We start from the raw sequence: 16,903 nt of genomic DNA on the forward strand, positions 1-16,903 counted from the left end.
TCAGTGATCGGTGCCAAGCAGTTCTTGATGGCCACGTTGCCGACCAAATTCCCATGTCACTCTGCCACCGCACACCGTCGCGGCGGTCTGCTGCCCAAGCCGCTGCTTGATCACAGGTTTCCTCGGCAGACTGAAGCCCATGCCGTCGTCCAGCACGGCCGCGCCAAGGTCACGCGCTGCCCACGCAGCTTTGCCAGCCCCTGTTTGGCCAGGGAGTCGGCGCGCTGCTGCATCGCCTGTTTAGCCTCGCTACCAAAACTCAGCTCGCCCAGGCCCGAACCGCCACTGATCAACTGCTGGTCGAGCCATGTGGCCCCGATAAAGCGAACCTGCCGCTCGATGGGCACGTGCGATTTCAGCTCCACCGTCACGCCGCCTAGGCACTGCGCGTCGTAGCGGCGACCCCATTCGGCCAAGTCGTCCGGCACCTTCGGCCACGCGCTCCACGATACCGGCCTGGTGCAGGACTTCGAGGCGGTGGATGTGGCCCGCAACAACTTCCAGCGGATCAAGGTTCGGCACGGCCTGACCTAGCTCGACGACCAAGTGATGATCGGTGACCGCGCTAGTCGAGCAACCGGCGTGCCATGGCGTTGACGGCCAGATCAATCGCCGCGCACTCGCCATCGTCGATGAACCAGGCTGCCGACAAGCCGGTCCATGCAACGATCCAGCGCAGAAGCCGTTCGGGCTCAAGCCCGGTCTCGGCGGCCACAATGCGGAGCCGGGCCTCCAACCTGCACGGCAGGACCGCAAGCGGCCGATCAGGGTCGCTGAGGTCTGGATTCGTGAAGATGTTGGCATAGTCGAAGGTGCGCTCACCCAGCAGCCCGTGCGGGTCGATGGCCAGCCACCCGCGGTCGCCGAAGTCGAGCACATTCTCGTGGTGCAGGTCGCCGTGGAGCGGGCACACCTCGCGCGGCGCCGCCAGAAGTTGGCGCGCCACGCCGGCGGCGGGCGCAAGTGCCGCGTGCTCAGCGGCCAGCCGGAAAAGCGGCTGGAACCATACCTGTAGCGGATGGAGATCGGGCAGCGGCCCCGACCGCGGAGCATGCAGGCGAGCGGCCGTGTCACAGAGGATCCTGCAGGCGTCGTCGTCCTGGCCGGACCGCGCCATCCGGGGAAGGTCGCCGGCCCCGGACGCGCGCTCCATGGCTCCATGAGCAGAGCGCCGGCCGCCGAGGCGAAGACCCGGGCAGCGCCTTGCCCTTCCCACCAGGTCAACAGGCGGTAACCGGTCTCTTCATCGGGAACCCGCGCGACCTTCAGCATCGCCGGCATGTCCCCTTGGCGGACGGCAAGCAACCAGCTCGGGTGCGTCGTGAGCAGCGCACCGTCGCGCTGCAGGCGCCAGCGCTCCATCCACACAGTGACCTGAGGCGGAAAACGGGAAGACGCGCTCATGAGATGCCTGCAAGCTATCCGTTCTGTATCAGGCGCAGGAGCGTCCCGTCCGAATCGACCAGGGCGGCCATCGTGCCTCCCCACTCCTGCAGTTCGGGGGCATGGATGCGGGGATAGCCTCTGCTGGTTTCCTGGATGCCGACGGATTTGCACCGCTCGTAGAACCCCGCGAGGTCGTCCAGCCTCAGGCAGCAACTGAACCAACTCGTGAGGGGATCGAGCTCGGGGTGGGCGAAGAACTCCAGCATGAGATCCCCCCGCTTGAGGATCATCCAGCCGGAGTCGCGAAAAACTCTCCTGAAGCCCAGCTTTTCATAGAAGGCGGCGGTGGAATCGAAATCCCGTGATGGCAGGTTGGGCGTCGCTTGGTCGGTCATTTCGAACTCCAGGGTCCCGCTCAGTAGAACTCGTCAAGTAGGCGATAGAAGGCGATGCGATGCGAATCGGGAGCGGCGATACCGTAGCGCACGAGGAAGCGGTTAGCCCATTCGCCGCCAAGCTCTTCAGCAATATCACGGGTAGCCAACGCAATGTCCTGGTAGCGGTCCGCCACACCCAGCCGACCGCAGTCGATGAATCCCGAAAAGCGGCCATTTTCCACCATGATATTCGGCAGGCAGGCATCGCCATGCGTCACGACGAGATCCTCGCCGTCGGGCACGCGCGCCTTGAGCCTGGCGAACAGTTCGGCTGGCGCGAGCCCCTGATGCGCTTCATCCAAATCATCCTGATCGACAAGGCCGGCTTCCATCCGCGCACGCGCCCGCTCGACGCGATGCTTTGCCTGGTGGTCGAACGGGCAGGCAGCCGGATCAAGCGCATGCAGCCGGCGCAGGGCGTCGGCCATGAGGGATACCTTCTCGGCGGGAGCAAGGTGAGACGACAGGAGATCCTGCCCCGGCACTTCGCCCAATAGCAGCCAGTCCCTTCCCGCTTCAGTGACAACGTCGAGCACAGTTGCGCAGGGAACGCCCGTCGTGGCCAGCCACGATAGCCGCGCTGCCTCGTCCTGCAGTTCATTCAGGGCACCGGACAGGTCGGTCTTGACAAAAAGAACCGGGCGCCCCTGCGCTGACAGCCGGAACACGGCTGCATCAGAGCAGCCGATTGTTTGATGAGCCCAGACATAACCGGATAGCCTCTCCACCCAAGCGGTCGGAGAACCTGCGTGCAATCCACCCTGTTCAATCATACGAGACGATCCTCATATATCGTCGGTCAGCGCCGGATCGGTCAATTCAAATAGCGGACATTCAGTGATGGCGACTATCCCAAGGCAGGCCCTCGCTGCCGTCCGATCTTCCACGACACCCCGCCGCCGCGCACCGTTGCGGCGATCTGCTGCCCCAGCCGCTGTTCGATCACCGGCCTCCACGGCACCAGGCTGAAACCCATGCCGTCATCAAGCATGGCGTAGCGTCCGCTGGCTAGCATGACAGAGCGCCGGTAGATGCCGGCCACGCGCTGCCCATCGGCCACCGGGCGATGCTTCAGGCCGGTTTCGGCAGCAATATCCCTCGCAGCCTGCGTCAGTTCCCGGTTGCGCAGCGTGCCCAGCAGGTTGCGGGCGAGGATGACGCGCTGCCCGCGCCGCTCGGCCAGCCCCTGTTCGGCAAGGAAGTCGGCGCGCTGCTGCATCGCCTGCTGGGCTTCGCCACCAAAGCCCAGGTCGCCCAGGCCCGAGCCACCGCCGATCAACTGCTGGTCGAGCCAGGTGGCACCAATCACGCGGGTCTGTCGCTCGATGGGCAGGTGCGATTTCATTTCCACGACCACACCGCCCAGGCGCTGCGCGTCGTACTGGCGGCCACGCTCGGCCAGGTCTTCCGGCACCTTCCATAGCCCTTCGGCCACGCGCTCCACGATGCCGACCCGGCGCAGGGCTTCGAGGCGGCGGATGTGGGCTACGACGACCTCCTGCGGATCGCGGCCCGGTACGGCCTGACCCTGTGCGATGGCGAGGTGATGATCGGTGCGGTACAGCCCATCGCTCGCCAGCGCAGCGATGTTCTTGTCGGCGGCGCGCACGTCGGCCGATCCCTTCACCTCCACCACGGCGCCGGCTGGATAGTTCGCCAGCTCGTCGCGGGCGTTGAGCGCGACGTAGTGGGCTTTGCCGTCCACCCCGTCGATAACCAGATAGCCCCGGTCGCGCAGCTCGTCGGCCAGCCCCTTCGCGGCCACGCGGCCCAGAATGGTTCGGCCATCCTCGCCCGGCTCGAACACCGCCAGCTCGCGCGGCTCGCCGCGCATGACACGCTGCATGGTGCGGATGATGTCGCCACGCTCGCCCAGGGCGCGCAGCGTCTTTTCAGCGTCGGCATGGACGGCCCAGGTGCCGGGCCGCAGCTCGTCGGCCAGGCCAAGGCGCTGCAAGCGTTGCAGGCGGCCGATCAGTAGCAGGCGCTGGCGTTGCAATCTCGGCTCGTTGAGGCGTTCGACATGCAACAGGCCATCGTCGCCCAGCTCGCGCTTGAGCGTGCGATCCAGGCTCGTCCACCGCTCCTGCTCCACCTCGCGCTGCAAGGTCTGCTGGATCTCCAGCTCGGTGCGCGGCCCCAGCCATTCGGTCGCCAGCTCGGCGGCCCGATGACGGAAGCCATCGGCAATGTAGTCGCCCGCGATGATGAGGTCTTTTCCGGTGTCGTCGCGCCCGCGCACGACGATGTGCGTGTGCGGGTTGTCGGTGTTCCAGTGGTTGACGGCCACCCAATCGAGGCCCGCGCCCAGGTCGGCGTCCATGCGGCCCATCAGGTGCCGCGTGTAGGTGCGCAGGTCTTCGAGTTCCGCGCCATCCTCGGGCGAGAGGATGAAGCGGAAATGGTGTCGGTCGTCGGCGCAGCGTTCCTTGAAGGCGTCGAGGTCGGCAGCATCGGTCTGCGGCCCGTAGGCTTGGCCCGGCTCGCCATCGCGGCCCACGCCGTCGCGTTCGATGTAGCGCAGGTGCTTGGCGAGCGACTGCGGGCTGGCATGGCGCTGGTTGACCAGCAGCGTCTTGATGGTCACACGCCGCGACAGGTGTGACAGCTTCGCGCCCGCGAATCGCGCCGCGGTGTGGCCGCGACCCAGGCGCGAGCCGGGCCGCTGGCCCGTGCCCCTCCCGGAGCCGCTGGCAACGCCAGGACGACGCACCGACGACTTGCCGCTGCTGGCCTTGCCTGCCTGCTTGAGCACCTTGGAGACGAAGCCCTGGCCCCGGTTCTTCGGGGCGCTGGGGCGGATGCGGAAATCGTCATCGCGGCGGTCGGTCATGGCCGCGTTCCTTGCAAGCTCTGGCGTGTCCGGTCGTGCGAAGCACGCAGACATGCCCGCATCGGCGCGGGCTTCGCGCCACAAGCGGCACGGCGGCGAAGCCGCTCCGTGCCGCGCAACCCCCATGTGCAGACTGGCTTTCGACGCGGCCCGGTGCCGCGTCCTTTTGTCTTGCCTTCCGCCTTTGCCCCTCGCTGGCGCTCCGGGCAGCGGCGGCCCGGCGGCGCTGCTGCGTGAGCAGCCAGCGCGCCGGCGAACGCGACGACGGCCACAGGCCGGGCGCGTTCGAGGCAAGACGCCTGCACGTTGGACGGTTGCGCCGAAGGCAGCGCGAAGTGCGGTGCGAATGCACCCGCACTGCACGCGCGACGACACGGCGACGAACAGCAGAACGACACGCCTGATGGCACGATGAGATGCACGGCGGCGTGGAGCGAATCGACGGCCATCATGGGCGGGATTCCAGCCAGACCGGATCCGCTACGCCGATCACGGCGGACGTGCTGACAGGCCCGAAATACCGGCTGTCAAACGACGCCGGGTTGGTCACGCTGAGCAGGAACAGTTCGCCGGATTCAAGGCGGCGGCATTGCTGCCAGGATGGCAGCGGCCGGCCCCAGCGGTCAGCAGACAGCACGGCGGCCGAAGGCACACCGTCGATGAGGACAACGCGGCCAGTGATGCACACTTCCTGCGGCGCGACGGCGCCCACGCGCTTGAGCAGCGGCACGCGCGCCGGCAGGTAGCCGCGCTGCGCAGCCAGCGCGGCGGCGTCCGGCGGTAGTGTGGTTAGGACGATGCTGCCCACGGACGAAGGGCGTGGCAGCGAGCCGGCGCCGTCGCCTAGCGGATCGACGCGATACCAGCCGACCGCCACGCTGTCGGACGGGTTGTAGATCAGGCGCGGCAGCGGATGCACGAAGGACGCCCAGGCCAGCGCAGCGAGGCCGCAGGCGGACAGGCCCGCCAGCACGATGCGAGCGCGCAGGCGCGAGCGAGGACGCGGCGCGGTGTCGGCAGTGGAAACGGCGGTCATGGCAGTTCCTTCCCGATCAGCCATGCGGCGTGCCGCTGGGCGGTGTATTCGGGCAGCGGCAGACGCGCAGCGAGCCGGTTGGCGAGCGTGCGCCAGTACGCGGGCGAGACAGCGGCGGGTGCGATGCCCAGCACCTCGATGGCGTCGATGCGCTCCAGTACGGTGCACACCTGGTTCTCGCCCTCGGCGTGCAGCAGGAGGCGTGCGCCGGGCTGCACGCCGGGGATGCGCTGCGCTGCATCCAGCGGCGTGCAAGCCTCCATCACCATGAGCTGCCAGCGAATGGTGCCGTAGTCGTTAGCCTGCCAGCGGATGCGGCACAACATGGCGCCCGGCAGGAACACGGCGCAGCGCCGCCAGCGGTCGAGCTGGTGCGTGCGCGCAGGTTCGCCGAAGCGCAGGTAGAGCTTGAAGCGCGGTTCGATGTAGGCCAGCGCCACGCGCGTCAGCGGCGCGCTGGCAGGCTGGCCGGAAGGTGCTGCGAGCGCAGTCGTGGCCGCGCCAGCGGCAGGCGAAGCGGATGCAGTCATGGCGTGTTCTCCCCGCGGTGTTCTGGAAACTCGCGCTCCAGCAGGCCGCGCAGCAGATCGGCCACGGTCACGCCTTGACCGAAAGCAGCGATCTTGATGCGAGCGCGTAGCGCGGGCGTCACGTCGAGGGTCAGGCGGGCGGTGTAGAGGTCGCCTTTGCCCAGCGCATCGGCGTCGCCCTGGCGAATCCACGCCTCGGCGTGCGGATTCGCGGGCGGACGCGCGCCGATGCCGACGCGCTTTGCGCGTATCGGTGGCTTCGCTGTCATGTCGGCCACCGCAGCAGTTCGTCCACCAGCGCAGTGATTTCGCGGGCGGCGGCGCTGTCCGGCGCCGTCTCGCGTGCAAGCCGGCCAGCGGCCACGCTGTCGGCGAACACGATGCGCTGATGCACTTCCGCGCGTAGCGCCGGAAGCGGTTGGTCGGCGAGCGCCTGGCGCGCTTCGCGTCCGATCACAGTGGTACTGACGCGCCGATTGATGACGAAGGCCGCGCGAAGCGTAGGCCGAAACACCTGCGCCTCGCGGATCAGCGCCACCATCTCGGCGCTGGCCCAAAGGTCATACGGGCTTGGCTGCACGGGAATCAGCACGCGCTCGGCCGCCAGCAGCGCGGAGCGCGCCAAAGCGGCGATCCTGGGCGGGCCGTCGATGATGACGTGATCGGCCCGCCTGGCGAGTTCTGGCGCTTCCTGATGCAGTGTTTCGCGTGCGAGGCCCACGGCGCTGAACAGCCGTGGCAAGCCTTGCTGGCTTCTGCGCTGCGTCCAGTCCAGCGATGAACCCTGCGGGTCGGCGTCCAGCAGGACGACGTGCTGGCCGCGCATCGCCAGCTCGCCGGCGATGTGCGTGGCGAGCGTGGTCTTGCCCACGCCGCCCTTCTGGTTGAGCAGCGCGACGATCATGGCGCGGCCCTCCATGCTGGAAAGCCTTGCTTCGATTCGCCTGCAGAACCTGTCTGCTGCTGGTGGCGGTTGCCTGCCGTTTGTGGCCGTTTGGTGGTTGTCCACCGCAACGGCGCTTCCCTACTAAAAGTTAGAGAATTTAAGTTAGGGAAGTTAGAGGGCGCGCAAACCCAGTGCTGGCGAGGGTTTGCGGCCGATCGGCACGCCTGATAGCACGATAGTCCCACGGCTGATAGCACGATACCCCGCACGCCTGATAGCACGACACCATTCACAGGTTGTCCCGGAGTTATCCCCGTGCCGTTTGCGGCACGGGCCGGAAGGTCAGCAACTCCATGCCGTTGTCCGGCATCCGCTCGATGCCCAGGACGTAGCCAGGCAGCGACTGCCGCGCGACCAGCGCGCGCAGGTCGCAGGCGAAGTCGTAGGGCTTCGCGGTGCTGCCTGATTTCTGGTGCAGGTAGCGAAAGTCGAACTGCCAGCCATGCTCCTGCTTGCCGCCGTGCTTGCGCACCAGGCGGTACAACCACCGCTCGATGCCGCCGGTCAGCCGGAAATACGCCGGGTCGATGGTCAGCACCAGGGCGGCATCGAGCACGCCCGCATAGAACCAGTCCGGCAAGATCAGCTCGATGCCCAGCGGCGTGCCGCTGGCATCGGCCAGTTCCTTCCATTCGTTGATCCACGAGAAGCGGTGCAGGCGCCGTCCGGTCGTCTCGCGGATGGACGTAGCCACCGTGGTCGATTGCAGCCGATCCAGCGCGGCCTTGAGGCGCTGGTAGTCGCGCAGCGACTTGCCGCGCCCGATGAAGCGCAGGATCTCGTAAGGCGTGGCGCGCATCAGGCGCGACGGGCGCAGGCCCGCGTCCTTCGCCTCCACGATCTGCGAGGCCGCCCATATCAGCACGTCTGCATCCCAAATCGTGGCGATTCCGTGCTCGGCCGTGCCTTCCACGCGGATCGTGACGTTGCCCGCGTGGAAGTCGATGGGCTTGACCCGCTTGGACTTGCCGAGCGAGAAGAACGGATAGGCCATCAAATCCTGGCTGTCGCGAGGCGCCATGTCGCCGGGCAAGGCGCGGAACAGGTCGAGCTGTTCGCGCTCCTGCAACGGCCGCTGCCGGGACGGCAGCGCGGTGCTGGACATGGCGATGGCCTGCCGCGCGCCGCCGATCAGCGCGCACGGCTGTCGGCCGAGTGGTGCTCGGCGTATTCGGGATCGGAGGTCGTCTCGAAGCTGCGATCGGCGGCCCAGGCGTCGAGGTCGGCCACGGCGTACATGACGCGCCGGCCGAACTTGCGAAAGCGCGGGCCGCCGCCAATCACGCGCTGCTTTTCCAGCGTGCGCGGCGACAGGCGCAGGTACTCGGCGGCTTCGTCGTTGGTCAGATAGCGTTGGGGCTGCGCGGCAGCGGTCGAGGCAGTGGCGGCAGGCCGCAAGGGAGCGGGACGCATGGTGTGAACCTCCATCGGTTGAAAACGCCCGGCCACACAGCGCGACCGGATGGAGGCAGTCTCAAGAAGCGAGGGGTTTCCGATCAGGGCCGTTTTGCGTCCGCATCAAAACGACCCTTTTCAAGCGGCGGAAGCTGTGCTAACCGGCGATAGCCGCCGCGCATCAGCGCATCGCCGCGCCGCACCAGGCGGCGCACCTTGGAGCGCAGGCCGCCGTCGCTGTACCAATCGGCTGCGGCATCTACGCCGAACAAGCCTTCTGCGACTTCACGCAAGGACGCGCCCGCCAGGGTCGCGTCGAGCGCCTGCAAGGTGTGCAGCTCCAGCAGCGCGGCGGGTGTCGGCCTGGGCTTGGCGGCGGCCAGAGCGGTATTGGGCGCACGGCCGCGCGCAAGCGTGGCGGTGGCGCTGCCCCGATGGGCATAGGCGACAGCCATGCCGTCTTCCAGGCCGGGCGCCAGCGCGAAGCGCAGGCAACGGCCTGGGCTGCGCGCGATCAGCGCCAGTCCCTTGCCGTCGTGGAGCAGTTGCTTATGGCCCGGAAGGTGCCAGAACGCGAAGGCCGTGGCATCGGCTGGCGGATCGGCATCAGGATAGAGCTGCACCACGGCGGCATGACCGGGCAGCCAGGCGGGATGCGCCTCGCGCGCATCCAAGGCCGGGTCTTCCAGCAGGCGCAGCCCCCAGCGATGCGCCTGCTGTGCAGCTTGCGGCCGGCGATGGTGGCGCAGCCAGTCGAGCCGGTAGTCGTGATGCCTGCGCAGGTACTCCCAGGCGAGCGCGAGCGTATCCAGCCAAAGGACGTACAGGTAAGCGGCAGTCGGATACCAATGCGCGACGTGATGGGGGTCGACCATGACGCAACCTCCTGCGAACAGGACTCGCCGCCACGGGCAGGGCTACGCGCTACATCGCCATCGTCAGAACGTCATGGGTTAAAAAGGCGGATGGGGCTGTCAAGACCGATTGGCTCCGATGCGTTGCGTTATTCGTCTCAATGCTGCGGCGGCAGCGCCCCAATGTGGAGCGCCGTACAGGCCAGCCTGCCGCAGCCCGCGCCGGGCATCATGTCTATTTGGATCAGACTGGTGCGGCTACGCCGCAAGAATCCCGATTAAGACCTGCCCGGTATGACACCAGACTGAGAAAGTCACAGTAGGCTGTATTCGGTCGGCCGCATTTAGTCCGGGATGGCGCCGTCGCGCTGGGCCAGCCGGGTGTATTCCGACAGCGTGCGCGTGGCGTGGAAATAGAGGTCGCGCATCACGGGCTGCTTGCGCGGCCCGACGATGCTGGCCAGTTCGGACAGCTTGACGGTTCCTTGCGCCGGCATGCCGATCCCCAAGTCAATGAGGCCCCAAGCGGTATCGCCATCGGCGGGATCGAGCGCGGCCAGCAGCCACGTCACATGCGCGTCCGGCGTGAATAGCCGCACCACGGGCACCGGGTCGATCGTTCGGCCAGCGGCGCGGGCCTCGCCGTTGGCGAGCAGTTGCGCGCGCTCCGGGGCGGTGGCGAGTGGCTGGGGCATGGTCGGCAATCCCACAAATCCAATGATGCACGAATGCGGTTTCACGTCGAAGCGCAGAACCACGAAACCGGATTTGCGCCTTCGTGCGCAAGCACGGATGCGGTTCTATGGCTTTGCCGGAATCCGCCGATACGGATTTCCGTAAAGGCACAAAAACGGAGAACACCAAATGAACACTATAGATTGTAGCCCTATAGGGAGCAATGGGATGTCATCTTGGTTTTTGAGAGGAAACCATAGGTGGCGGCTGGGAACTCATTGGCGAAGGCTTTGAAGACAGTCAGGAAAGCGCGTGGCTTGAGCCAAGAAGCGTTTTCGGACGTGTCGAGCCGCACCTATATGAGTACCTTGGAGCGCGACCTCAAAAGCCCGACTTTGAACAAGCTGGCCGAGCTGTGCGAGGTAATGGAGATCCACCCGCTCACGCTGCTGACGCTGGCTTACGCAGGTGATAGCACGCGCAAGGCCGACGAGTTGCTGGCGCAGGTTCGCCAGGAACTTGAGGCGGTATTGAATTCAGATGGAGATTGAGAAGCGCCATGGCATATCGAAATGGAAACTACACCGCCTTTTACGTTGCAGAGCCATTCCATCCCAGCTCGCTGGGTGCCAATGCGACGAAAGATTTTCAGTACTACAACACCCTGCGGATGTGGAAAGGCGCTGATGCGACGTTCCCCTTCGTCGATTCACACGGCAAAACTTACAGCGTCCGCGACGGCAGCGATTGGGAATACACCCTGAAGCCGAGGCTCAGGGAGCGCCTTCGGAACTCGAAGAACATCATCCTCATCTTGAGTTCGATCACGACGAATTCCCTCGCCGTTCGAGAAGAAATCGACTACGGGATCAACGACCAGGGGCTGCCCGTGATCGTCGTCTACCCCGAATATGCCACCAAGGAAAGTCTGTTGGTCGATGGATCATTGAAGCAGGCGATCAAGAACCTGTGGGGAAATCTTCCCGTGTTCCGGGATTCGATGAGCAAAGTCCCTACGCTTCATGTCCCGATGAACAAGGAACTCATCAAAAAGTCCTTGCTGGACAGCGAGTTCATGGTTGGGAGCATGAAGGCCCCAGGCATCTACAGGTACAGCCCATAATCAATCGACATATCGGAGCGAATGGTCCACGTCATGGCGAAGGTCAACTTTTTTGACAAGCGGGTCATCAAGAAATTCCTTGAGATCACCGCTGTCGTCAGCGGTACGCTGTCATTCGTGGTTATTTTTGTTGACGTCCCTGTCGAGTGGAAGCTGAAGGCCGGCTTGGCTTTCCTGGCAATACTGGTACTTACCTACCTGGTGATATGGCTCTGGTCGAACAACCTGAACAGTATCGACATCAATGTCGAGGGCAGCGATGTAGCGATCAAGACTGGCGACATTTTCCAGCAGCCTGGATTGAAGGCCATCGCCTTCAATGAGTATTTCGACACGCAGGTGGACAACAAGATAATTGGCGAGACTTCCCTCAACGGCGTTTTCATCCAGAAGCATCTCGGCGTCCCGCTCTCCGAACTGGACAGCCACATCGAGGAATACGCTTTTGATGACAGCGAAGTCCTGGAGGAGAACGAGGCCAGAAAACAGGGGAAGAAGAAAAGGTATCAGATAGGTACGATCTGCCTGTACAAAGACTACCTCCTGACCGCGTTCTCCAAGTTCGACGAGAACAACAAGGCGCTGCTGATGATGCCGGAGTACCTTGAGTTCCTCATCAATTTTTGGGACAAGGTAAACAACGTCTACGCCCAGCAAAGCGTATCGACCACGATCTTCGGCTCGGGAATCACGCGGATCAAAGGACACAAGAACATTTCCGACGAGGATCTCCTGAAGATAATGCTGTGGACGTTCAGGATCAGCGAGATGCGATTCAAGTATCCCGCGAAGCTGACTATCGTGATCCACAAAGACAAGATTGACCAGATCAATCTTCTCGACATTAAATCCGCTAGAAACGGCGTGTAATTCCCAATAGCGGTTCGGAGCGAGCCTGCTTCTCATAGATGCTGGCTGGGTAGGTGCTGTACCAACAGCGCAGCGCCCCGCCGTAACGGGCGGGGCGCTGCGGCGGTCACGCCGCCTGCGACTTGCTGCGCGACCAGATCAGGTCGTGCGTGCCGTCCTCGCCTTCGATTAGGCGGGCATAGACCGGAGCCGGGAACGAAGGATCGTCAAGGGTCACGGACTTGTAATCCCGCCCGGCCTCGCTGGTCTTGTTCCATGCCGCGCCGATGTCGTGGCCTGCGGCCTGGAGGCGGAAGTCGGGGGCGTTCTCGCTGCTGCCCTTGTCGTTGGGAACCAGCTTGACCTTGGCGTTGAGCGTCAGGGTGCGCAGCGTGCCGGTGAAGCCGTCTTTGTCGGTGGTGAAGGTGCCGATGTTGGCCATGATGATTTCTCCTTTCGGTTGAACAAGGTTCGCGCCCATCGCGTCCTTGTTGTGATCCGACCGGCGGGGGACGGGCTGGCTGCACCGCTTGCGGTCGCAACGTAGTGGAGAGCCGGGAGGCGAAAAGAATTTGCTGCGCGAGGAAGCCGCGCAGCGGCGGGGAAATTGTTTTCGCCAGACGGTTGCAGCCATGAAGCCCGAGGCGCAGCCGCGCCCCTGCCAGGATTCACAACAACACAAGGACGCCTTGGGTCGAACCACTCCGAAAGGAGATGGGGCCGACTCGGCATCCCCGTCCGAAGGCTTCTACGGCTCGCCCGCTGACGCGGGCCAGGTCAACCACCCAACGACAGGCGAGAACGCCCCTGCCACACCTTGCGGCGCAGGTCTTGAGGCGTGGCGTGGAAGCTCCATAGCGATGCCGGGCGGGTTGTCCGTGAACCGTCCTTCGTGACGTGATGGGCAGGAACCGCCAGCGTTGAGGACGGCACGCACCTGCACAACCTGCCGCAGCGAGCGCCAGCGTGTTCGCCAGCGCCCCGCCCATCGCGGCGGGGCGCTGGCCGGGCCGATCCGGCGCAGCCGGTTCGGCGGCATCGAGGGGCGCCAAGCATTGCGCGGCGGGGATAGCCCGTAGGGCTTTCCCCTGGAGGCAAGCGAAGCGCGCAGCGCCGCAGGCGCGAAGGCGTGAGGGATTGAAGCCGAATGGCCGTGACGGCAAAGGCGGCACGGGGCGCAGCCCGAAAGCCCGGTGGCGCGGAGCGGCGACACGCTCACACCAGCATGAATCTAGGCTCTCGGGACAGGAAGCTGGATGAACCGCTCTGGTGACGAAATCGTCAGTGATCGAGTGGCCCGAGAAATAGCCACATAGAAGAGCTTTGCCTGAGCCTGACGCTCATTGGCAAAGTGGGTGGCATCGGGGATGACCACATGATCGAATTCCAGGCCTTTCAATAGCAACGGCGTTGAAACAGTGCGCTTGGGTAGCTTCCGGCCTGAATTGCTGACTCGCTGGCGAATACCGATGGTGGCCTTCGCCATCGTTTCAGCCCGATTCGATGCCACTTCGGTGGCTGCTCGCTCCGCATCGCGCCACAGTTCATTGCGGTAGAGCTTCCATCTAGGCCGTTTGCGGGCCAACGCGAACATCTGGGCAACAGCTTCCGCCCCGTTGTCATTGCCAAGACTAGGCACCAAATCCCGCATCACTTGCTGAAGCGCAACGTCCTCGGGATCAGGAGGCTCGCCGTCCACGGCCGGCTTCTTGTGGAAGCAGTCCTCAATGAGAGCAGTAAACGCTCGAAGCCTGCCGCCACTGTCTGTTGCCCGATCCCACGCGGATGCAAAATCTCGTAGTCGATTTGCGGCGATTTCCTCGATGGCCTGGTAGCCGCCATTCGCGGCTTTGGCCAATCTGTAGCAGATGGTCTTGTTGCAATGGATAGCGGCAAAGCTACCCTCCTTGCCGTCGATGCCTTCAAACAGCGTTCCCATATCGAAAGCGTCGTCGGATTTACGGTAGTTGATGCGGGGATCGGACAGGTCGATGACCTCGCCGCGCATAAGTTTCAATCGAGTCTCGGCGATCCACTCTCCGAGTTCAGGATTTTTACCAGTCCAGCGGTGAGGTGTTTCGAGCGTTCCTGCAAATGGGAAGCGAGGATGGATTTCGTTGTCCCAGCTCAACGTCGCGCCAGCGAACTCGAAGATACCCTGCATCGGGTCGCCAAAGATCAAGGTCGGCACGATGCTTGAGAGCTCCACAGCAAGCTGATGCTGCAATTCGTGGCAGTCTTGATATTCGTCGATCAAGATACGGTCGTAGGAAGCTGCAATGACTTCGCGAACAGCTTTGACCCCGAGGGCCCAAGTCGCACCACGGTAAAGCTGATTCCATTGCTCGCCAGTCTGAGGCATGCCATCAGGCGGTTGAGCCGCACGGGGGAAAGCATGCGCGTAGCGCATGCACCATCCGGCGATGGTATCGACGGCGACGCGCGCATGAGGGACTCCCAAGCGCTTTATGCGTCCTCGAATGGCATGCACGCCCGCATGCGTGTGGGTCAGGATCAGCGCGCGACCGCCCAAGGCTGCGACATTGGCAATGATTTCCGTCTTGCCATGCCCGGCGGGGGCAACCACTGCCGCGTTGCCCAACGCGAAAAGATCGGCGGCGTCAGGCATATAGCCATGTCTCAGCTTGGGTTAGGGCCGTTGCAAGAGGAGATGTTGGGTTTTCTGCCGCGATCTGCCAGACCATTGGCGCTAAGCCACGACCGATCCTTTGATCTTTAAACCATTTTTTCCGGCCAGCCACTTCGGCAATTGCTTCCCGAAGCTGGGTGCCATCCATTTCCGTGAAAAGCTCCCAAGTCGAAAAGTCTCCTCTGATCGTTTCTATATCCAGGTCGAGGACTTTGATGTCGATGTTGTTGTCGATGGCATCATCGCCCCGTTCTTCGCGCGCATAGACCAGCAACTCCTGAACCAGTGCATCGCTTGCCGTCGAGAAAATGGCCTGTTCGGTGTTGAGTCCTCCGCCGTACTCAAAAATGGCAACACCAGCCGCCGCCAGCGCGGCCATGATGGCGGGGTCCAAGACCGTGTCCGAGTCACGATAGATCGCAGTCGAATAGCCGAGGCCAGCGAGCGCAAGAGCCATTGATGATGCTTGCTCACCATTGCCGTCGGCGAGGGCTGCTCCCAATTGCTCAATGGGGCAATTTGCATGACGCGCCGGCCAGTTTTCGCGCAGACCGAGAAGAAGACCAAGCTCCGTGTTCCCTTCAGTCACCAAGATCCGACGGGCGAACATCGCCCTGGGCGTGAAGCGCATCAGTGCACGGATCGGATCAGGGGAATTCGGGTGAGCGATAGTGGCGGCTCGTCCTGGTCGGAACGTTTGGATTACGCGCAGACTGGTCGCACCGGCCTCTCCGAGTGCAACATCGGAGTGTGTGGTCATCAGGACCTGCCCCATAGGCTTGCCCGCATCCTTCGCCTTGGCTTGATCGGTCTTGAGCTGCGCAATCGCGCCAATGATCCGGTGCGGCTCAAGCCCATGCTCGATTTCGTCGATTAGGACAATGGCCCCTTCAGCGATAGCGGATTTCTGGATCGCGAGGGTGGCCAGTCGTCTACTTCCAAGGCCGGACAATCGAAGCGGCACACCACTGTCATGAAGGGCGATAGACCCCGAAGACAGCCCAGATCTTCCAAGCTCCAAGCCGGGCTCATATGCGCCTTCGACGTATGCGCCCAATCCTTTGGCAAATCCTTCCGCCAATTCAGCCGTGTCGGCTAGCGCTTCGATGTCGCTCAGATTGGCACTCGCTCGGGCCGCCCGATACGCCTCTGCGAGCCGGGCTGCTGCCTCTCTGTTGTCGCCTGTCAACCTAGCCAAAACCGATCCCTGGCCCCAAGCCAAATGCCGTGCGTCTTCACCGGCTAACCGAACAAGGCCGAACAGCGCGCGGTCACGGTTGGACAGCGTGCGAGGCTCCTCGCTTCGATCACACACCAGCTCCCAGACAGGCTCCATCGTGGCGTCGACAGTGAGGCGGACTGTCAACACGGGCTCGTCATCATCTTCGGGTTCATCGCGTAGCTGACCAGCAGCCGTCCAGCCCCGGATGTAGAGGCCGAGTCGCTCATCCGATTTCAGAGACTTGGAAAGCTCCCCGACTGTCGCCTCGATGACGATGGGATTGGAGGTGTCGCAGGTATGAAAGTCGGGCTCTGTGAACGAGAACCAGCGAGACGAGAGTGCCGCTTCGGCCGCGTCAAGCAACGTGGACTTGCCCGAATCACCCGAGCCGATTAGGCAGCAGAAGGAAGAGTCAGGCCTCCATTCCAGCGCGGAGATACCGCGAAAGTTAGCTATCTTCAGTTGTCGGATTTGCATGCGTCCCCTTTCGATGCGCGCCGGGTGACTTCTATTTTCAACCTGGAAATAGTATGTCAGGAGGCGCACATCCCAGCGCTTCAGACATTAGTTGAGGGTAAACCCGTCATTTCGGTTCCTGACGTTCACGCCGCTGGCTGAGTGCCAGCGAAGACGGCGGCGTCGCGTTTGGCTTTGAACACCGGGCGCGGCTGTTGCCGCGCCCGGATTTTGCGTTTCACCGCGCCGAGGACGCTACGGCTTGGGCGCGGTGCTGATCGCGGTTATTCCTTTGTCTCAAGGAGCCACCACACGGCACGCGGCAAGGCGCGGCCCGTGATGGGATGCAAGTCAGTCAGGTCGGCGCAGGCCGTCCAGCCACGCGGCGGACGGTAGCCGCGCACGTCACCTTCGCCGTGCCAGCGGCGGGCGCGTACCGTGCCGGGGGCATAGGTCGCCGCCATGCGTGGGCGGCTGGTCGTGGTGCGGGTCATGGGCGGTTCTCCTTCCA

19 protein-coding genes and 2 pseudogenes are annotated in these 16,903 nt (G+C 63.9%); 3 read left to right on the forward strand and 18 right to left on the reverse strand.

All coding sequences use genetic code 11. The features are described 5' to 3' along the window. The 14 genes and pseudogenes from ABB22_RS18580 to ABB22_RS07355 all read right to left on the reverse strand — a co-directional run bounded on the left by ABB22_RS18580 (window position 1) and on the right by ABB22_RS07355 (window position 10,112). A pseudogene (locus ABB22_RS18580) lies at window positions 1-428 on the reverse strand (DUF3363 domain-containing protein). 137 nt (window positions 429-565) lie between these two features. Next, window positions 566-1,153: an aminoglycoside phosphotransferase family protein gene (locus ABB22_RS18585; RefSeq protein WP_425477791.1), complete on the reverse strand. Its 588-nt coding sequence runs from the start codon at window positions 1,151-1,153 to the stop codon at window positions 566-568. Between the two features lie 59 nt (window positions 1,154-1,212). Beyond that, window positions 1,213-1,404: pseudogene (locus tag ABB22_RS19005) on the reverse strand (aminoglycoside phosphotransferase family protein); the annotation flags it as partial. A 14-nt stretch (window positions 1,405-1,418) separates the two neighbouring features. After that, on the reverse strand, window positions 1,419-1,781 hold the full coding sequence (gene ble, locus ABB22_RS07305) for a BLMT family bleomycin binding protein (protein WP_057505144.1): 363 nt from the start codon (window positions 1,779-1,781) through the stop codon (window positions 1,419-1,421). Window positions 1,782-1,801: 20 nt separating this feature from the next. Beyond that, window positions 1,802-2,596 carry an APH(3')-II family aminoglycoside O-phosphotransferase gene (locus ABB22_RS07310; RefSeq protein ID WP_057505145.1) on the reverse strand — a complete coding sequence of 265 codons (795 nt, stop codon included), beginning with the start codon at window positions 2,594-2,596 and terminating at the stop codon, window positions 1,802-1,804. Between the two features lie 74 nt (window positions 2,597-2,670). Beyond that, complete coding sequence (locus tag ABB22_RS07315) at window positions 2,671-4,656, reverse strand: relaxase/mobilization nuclease domain-containing protein (RefSeq protein WP_057505146.1); 1,986 nt, start codon at window positions 4,654-4,656, stop codon at window positions 2,671-2,673. Between the two features lie 448 nt (window positions 4,657-5,104). Beyond that, window positions 5,105-5,692 (reverse strand): S26 family signal peptidase, encoded by a 588-nt coding sequence (locus ABB22_RS07320; protein WP_057505147.1) that lies wholly within the window; start codon window positions 5,690-5,692, stop codon window positions 5,105-5,107. After that, window positions 5,689-6,222: a DUF2840 domain-containing protein gene (locus ABB22_RS07325; protein WP_057505148.1), complete on the reverse strand. Its 534-nt coding sequence runs from the start codon at window positions 6,220-6,222 to the stop codon at window positions 5,689-5,691. The genes ABB22_RS07320 and ABB22_RS07325 overlap by 4 nt, the downstream gene beginning before the upstream one ends. Further along, on the reverse strand, window positions 6,219-6,491 hold the full coding sequence (locus ABB22_RS07330; protein WP_057505167.1) for a hypothetical protein: 273 nt from the start codon (window positions 6,489-6,491) through the stop codon (window positions 6,219-6,221). Before ABB22_RS07330 ends, ABB22_RS07325 begins: the two co-directional genes overlap by 4 nt. Beyond that, entirely contained in the window at window positions 6,488-7,126 is a 639-nt protein-coding gene (gene parA, locus ABB22_RS07335; RefSeq protein WP_057505168.1) for a ParA family partition ATPase, read from the reverse strand. Before parA ends, ABB22_RS07330 begins: the two co-directional genes overlap by 4 nt. 289 nt (window positions 7,127-7,415) lie before the next feature. After that, window positions 7,416-8,273 carry a replication initiator protein A gene (locus ABB22_RS07340; RefSeq protein ID WP_057505149.1) on the reverse strand — a complete coding sequence of 286 codons (858 nt, stop codon included), beginning with the start codon at window positions 8,271-8,273 and terminating at the stop codon, window positions 7,416-7,418. Between the two features lie 26 nt (window positions 8,274-8,299). Further along, the gene (locus ABB22_RS07345) at window positions 8,300-8,581 is read right to left on the reverse strand and encodes a helix-turn-helix transcriptional regulator (RefSeq protein WP_057505169.1); all 282 of its coding nucleotides are present in this window, start codon (window positions 8,579-8,581) and stop codon (window positions 8,300-8,302) included. An 83-nt stretch (window positions 8,582-8,664) separates the two neighbouring features. Beyond that, entirely contained in the window at window positions 8,665-9,438 is a 774-nt protein-coding gene (locus tag ABB22_RS07350; protein WP_057505150.1) for a DUF2285 domain-containing protein, read from the reverse strand. Between the two features lie 323 nt (window positions 9,439-9,761). Continuing rightward, window positions 9,762-10,112 (reverse strand): DUF2958 domain-containing protein, encoded by a 351-nt coding sequence (locus ABB22_RS07355; protein WP_057505151.1) that lies wholly within the window; start codon window positions 10,110-10,112, stop codon window positions 9,762-9,764. Between the two features lie 240 nt (window positions 10,113-10,352). On the opposite strand from ABB22_RS07355, the gene ABB22_RS07360 reads away from it, so the two are divergent. Genes ABB22_RS07360 through ABB22_RS07370 form a run of 3 tightly spaced genes read left to right on the forward strand, consistent with a single transcriptional unit; the run spans window position 10,353 to window position 12,085 of the window. Continuing rightward, window positions 10,353-10,643, forward strand: a complete 291-nt coding sequence (locus ABB22_RS07360; protein ID WP_082592158.1) for a helix-turn-helix domain-containing protein — start codon at window positions 10,353-10,355, stop codon at window positions 10,641-10,643. A gap of 8 nt (window positions 10,644-10,651) precedes the next feature. Further along, window positions 10,652-11,215 carry a TIR domain-containing protein gene (locus ABB22_RS07365; RefSeq protein ID WP_057505152.1) on the forward strand — a complete coding sequence of 188 codons (564 nt, stop codon included), beginning with the start codon at window positions 10,652-10,654 and terminating at the stop codon, window positions 11,213-11,215. A 33-nt stretch (window positions 11,216-11,248) separates the two neighbouring features. After that, window positions 11,249-12,085, forward strand: a complete 837-nt coding sequence (locus tag ABB22_RS07370) for a macro domain-containing protein (protein ID WP_244481334.1) — start codon at window positions 11,249-11,251, stop codon at window positions 12,083-12,085. A gap of 106 nt (window positions 12,086-12,191) precedes the next feature. On the opposite strand, the gene ABB22_RS07375 is transcribed toward ABB22_RS07370, so the two are convergent. The 4 genes from ABB22_RS07375 to ABB22_RS07390 form a co-directional block, all read right to left on the reverse strand. Beyond that, window positions 12,192-12,506, reverse strand: coding sequence for a DUF736 domain-containing protein (locus ABB22_RS07375; protein ID WP_057505154.1), 315 nt, complete (start codon window positions 12,504-12,506; stop codon window positions 12,192-12,194). Between the two features lie 789 nt (window positions 12,507-13,295). Then, window positions 13,296-14,693, reverse strand: a complete 1,398-nt coding sequence (locus ABB22_RS07380) for a UvrD-helicase domain-containing protein (protein ID WP_057505155.1) — start codon at window positions 14,691-14,693, stop codon at window positions 13,296-13,298. Continuing rightward, complete coding sequence (locus tag ABB22_RS07385) at window positions 14,686-16,413, reverse strand: ATP-dependent nuclease (RefSeq protein ID WP_057505156.1); 1,728 nt, start codon at window positions 16,411-16,413, stop codon at window positions 14,686-14,688. The genes ABB22_RS07380 and ABB22_RS07385 overlap by 8 nt, the downstream gene beginning before the upstream one ends. A gap of 263 nt (window positions 16,414-16,676) precedes the next feature. Continuing rightward, complete coding sequence (locus ABB22_RS07390; protein WP_057505170.1) at window positions 16,677-16,886, reverse strand: hypothetical protein; 210 nt, start codon at window positions 16,884-16,886, stop codon at window positions 16,677-16,679. Between the last annotated feature and the right edge of the window lie 17 nt (window positions 16,887-16,903).

Origin of the sequence: Stenotrophomonas nitritireducens (assembly GCF_001431425.1) — a bacterium.
GTDB classification, from domain to species: domain Bacteria; phylum Pseudomonadota; class Gammaproteobacteria; order Xanthomonadales; family Xanthomonadaceae; genus Stenotrophomonas; species Stenotrophomonas nitritireducens.

What these genes read in the sequence shown, in the direction of transcription:
- ABB22_RS18585 (WP_425477791.1), bottom strand. Translation starts at nt 1,153, where the DNA reads ATGGAGCGCGCGTCCGGGGCCGGCGACCTTCCCCGGATGGCGCGGTCC.
- ble (WP_057505144.1), bottom strand. Translation starts at nt 1,781, where the DNA reads ATGACCGACCAAGCGACGCCCAACCTGCCATCACGGGATTTCGATTCC.
- ABB22_RS07310 (WP_057505145.1), bottom strand. Translation starts at nt 2,596, where the DNA reads ATGATTGAACAGGGTGGATTGCACGCAGGTTCTCCGACCGCTTGGGTG.
- ABB22_RS07315 (WP_057505146.1), bottom strand. Translation starts at nt 4,656, where the DNA reads ATGACCGACCGCCGCGATGACGATTTCCGCATCCGCCCCAGCGCCCCG.
- ABB22_RS07320 (WP_057505147.1), bottom strand. Translation starts at nt 5,692, where the DNA reads ATGACCGCCGTTTCCACTGCCGACACCGCGCCGCGTCCTCGCTCGCGC.
- ABB22_RS07325 (WP_057505148.1), bottom strand. Translation starts at nt 6,222, where the DNA reads ATGACTGCATCCGCTTCGCCTGCCGCTGGCGCGGCCACGACTGCGCTC.
- ABB22_RS07330 (WP_057505167.1), bottom strand. Translation starts at nt 6,491, where the DNA reads ATGACAGCGAAGCCACCGATACGCGCAAAGCGCGTCGGCATCGGCGCG.
- parA (WP_057505168.1), bottom strand. Translation starts at nt 7,126, where the DNA reads ATGATCGTCGCGCTGCTCAACCAGAAGGGCGGCGTGGGCAAGACCACG.
- ABB22_RS07340 (WP_057505149.1), bottom strand. Translation starts at nt 8,273, where the DNA reads ATGTCCAGCACCGCGCTGCCGTCCCGGCAGCGGCCGTTGCAGGAGCGC.
- ABB22_RS07345 (WP_057505169.1), bottom strand. Translation starts at nt 8,581, where the DNA reads ATGCGTCCCGCTCCCTTGCGGCCTGCCGCCACTGCCTCGACCGCTGCC.
- ABB22_RS07350 (WP_057505150.1), bottom strand. Translation starts at nt 9,438, where the DNA reads ATGGTCGACCCCCATCACGTCGCGCATTGGTATCCGACTGCCGCTTAC.
- ABB22_RS07355 (WP_057505151.1), bottom strand. Translation starts at nt 10,112, where the DNA reads ATGCCCCAGCCACTCGCCACCGCCCCGGAGCGCGCGCAACTGCTCGCC.
- ABB22_RS07365 (WP_057505152.1), top strand. Translation starts at nt 10,652, where the DNA reads ATGGCATATCGAAATGGAAACTACACCGCCTTTTACGTTGCAGAGCCA.
- ABB22_RS07370 (WP_244481334.1), top strand. Translation starts at nt 11,249, where the DNA reads ATGGCGAAGGTCAACTTTTTTGACAAGCGGGTCATCAAGAAATTCCTT.
- ABB22_RS07375 (WP_057505154.1), bottom strand. Translation starts at nt 12,506, where the DNA reads ATGGCCAACATCGGCACCTTCACCACCGACAAAGACGGCTTCACCGGC.
- ABB22_RS07380 (WP_057505155.1), bottom strand. Translation starts at nt 14,693, where the DNA reads ATGCCTGACGCCGCCGATCTTTTCGCGTTGGGCAACGCGGCAGTGGTT.
- ABB22_RS07385 (WP_057505156.1), bottom strand. Translation starts at nt 16,413, where the DNA reads ATGCAAATCCGACAACTGAAGATAGCTAACTTTCGCGGTATCTCCGCG.
- ABB22_RS07390 (WP_057505170.1), bottom strand. Translation starts at nt 16,886, where the DNA reads ATGACCCGCACCACGACCAGCCGCCCACGCATGGCGGCGACCTATGCC.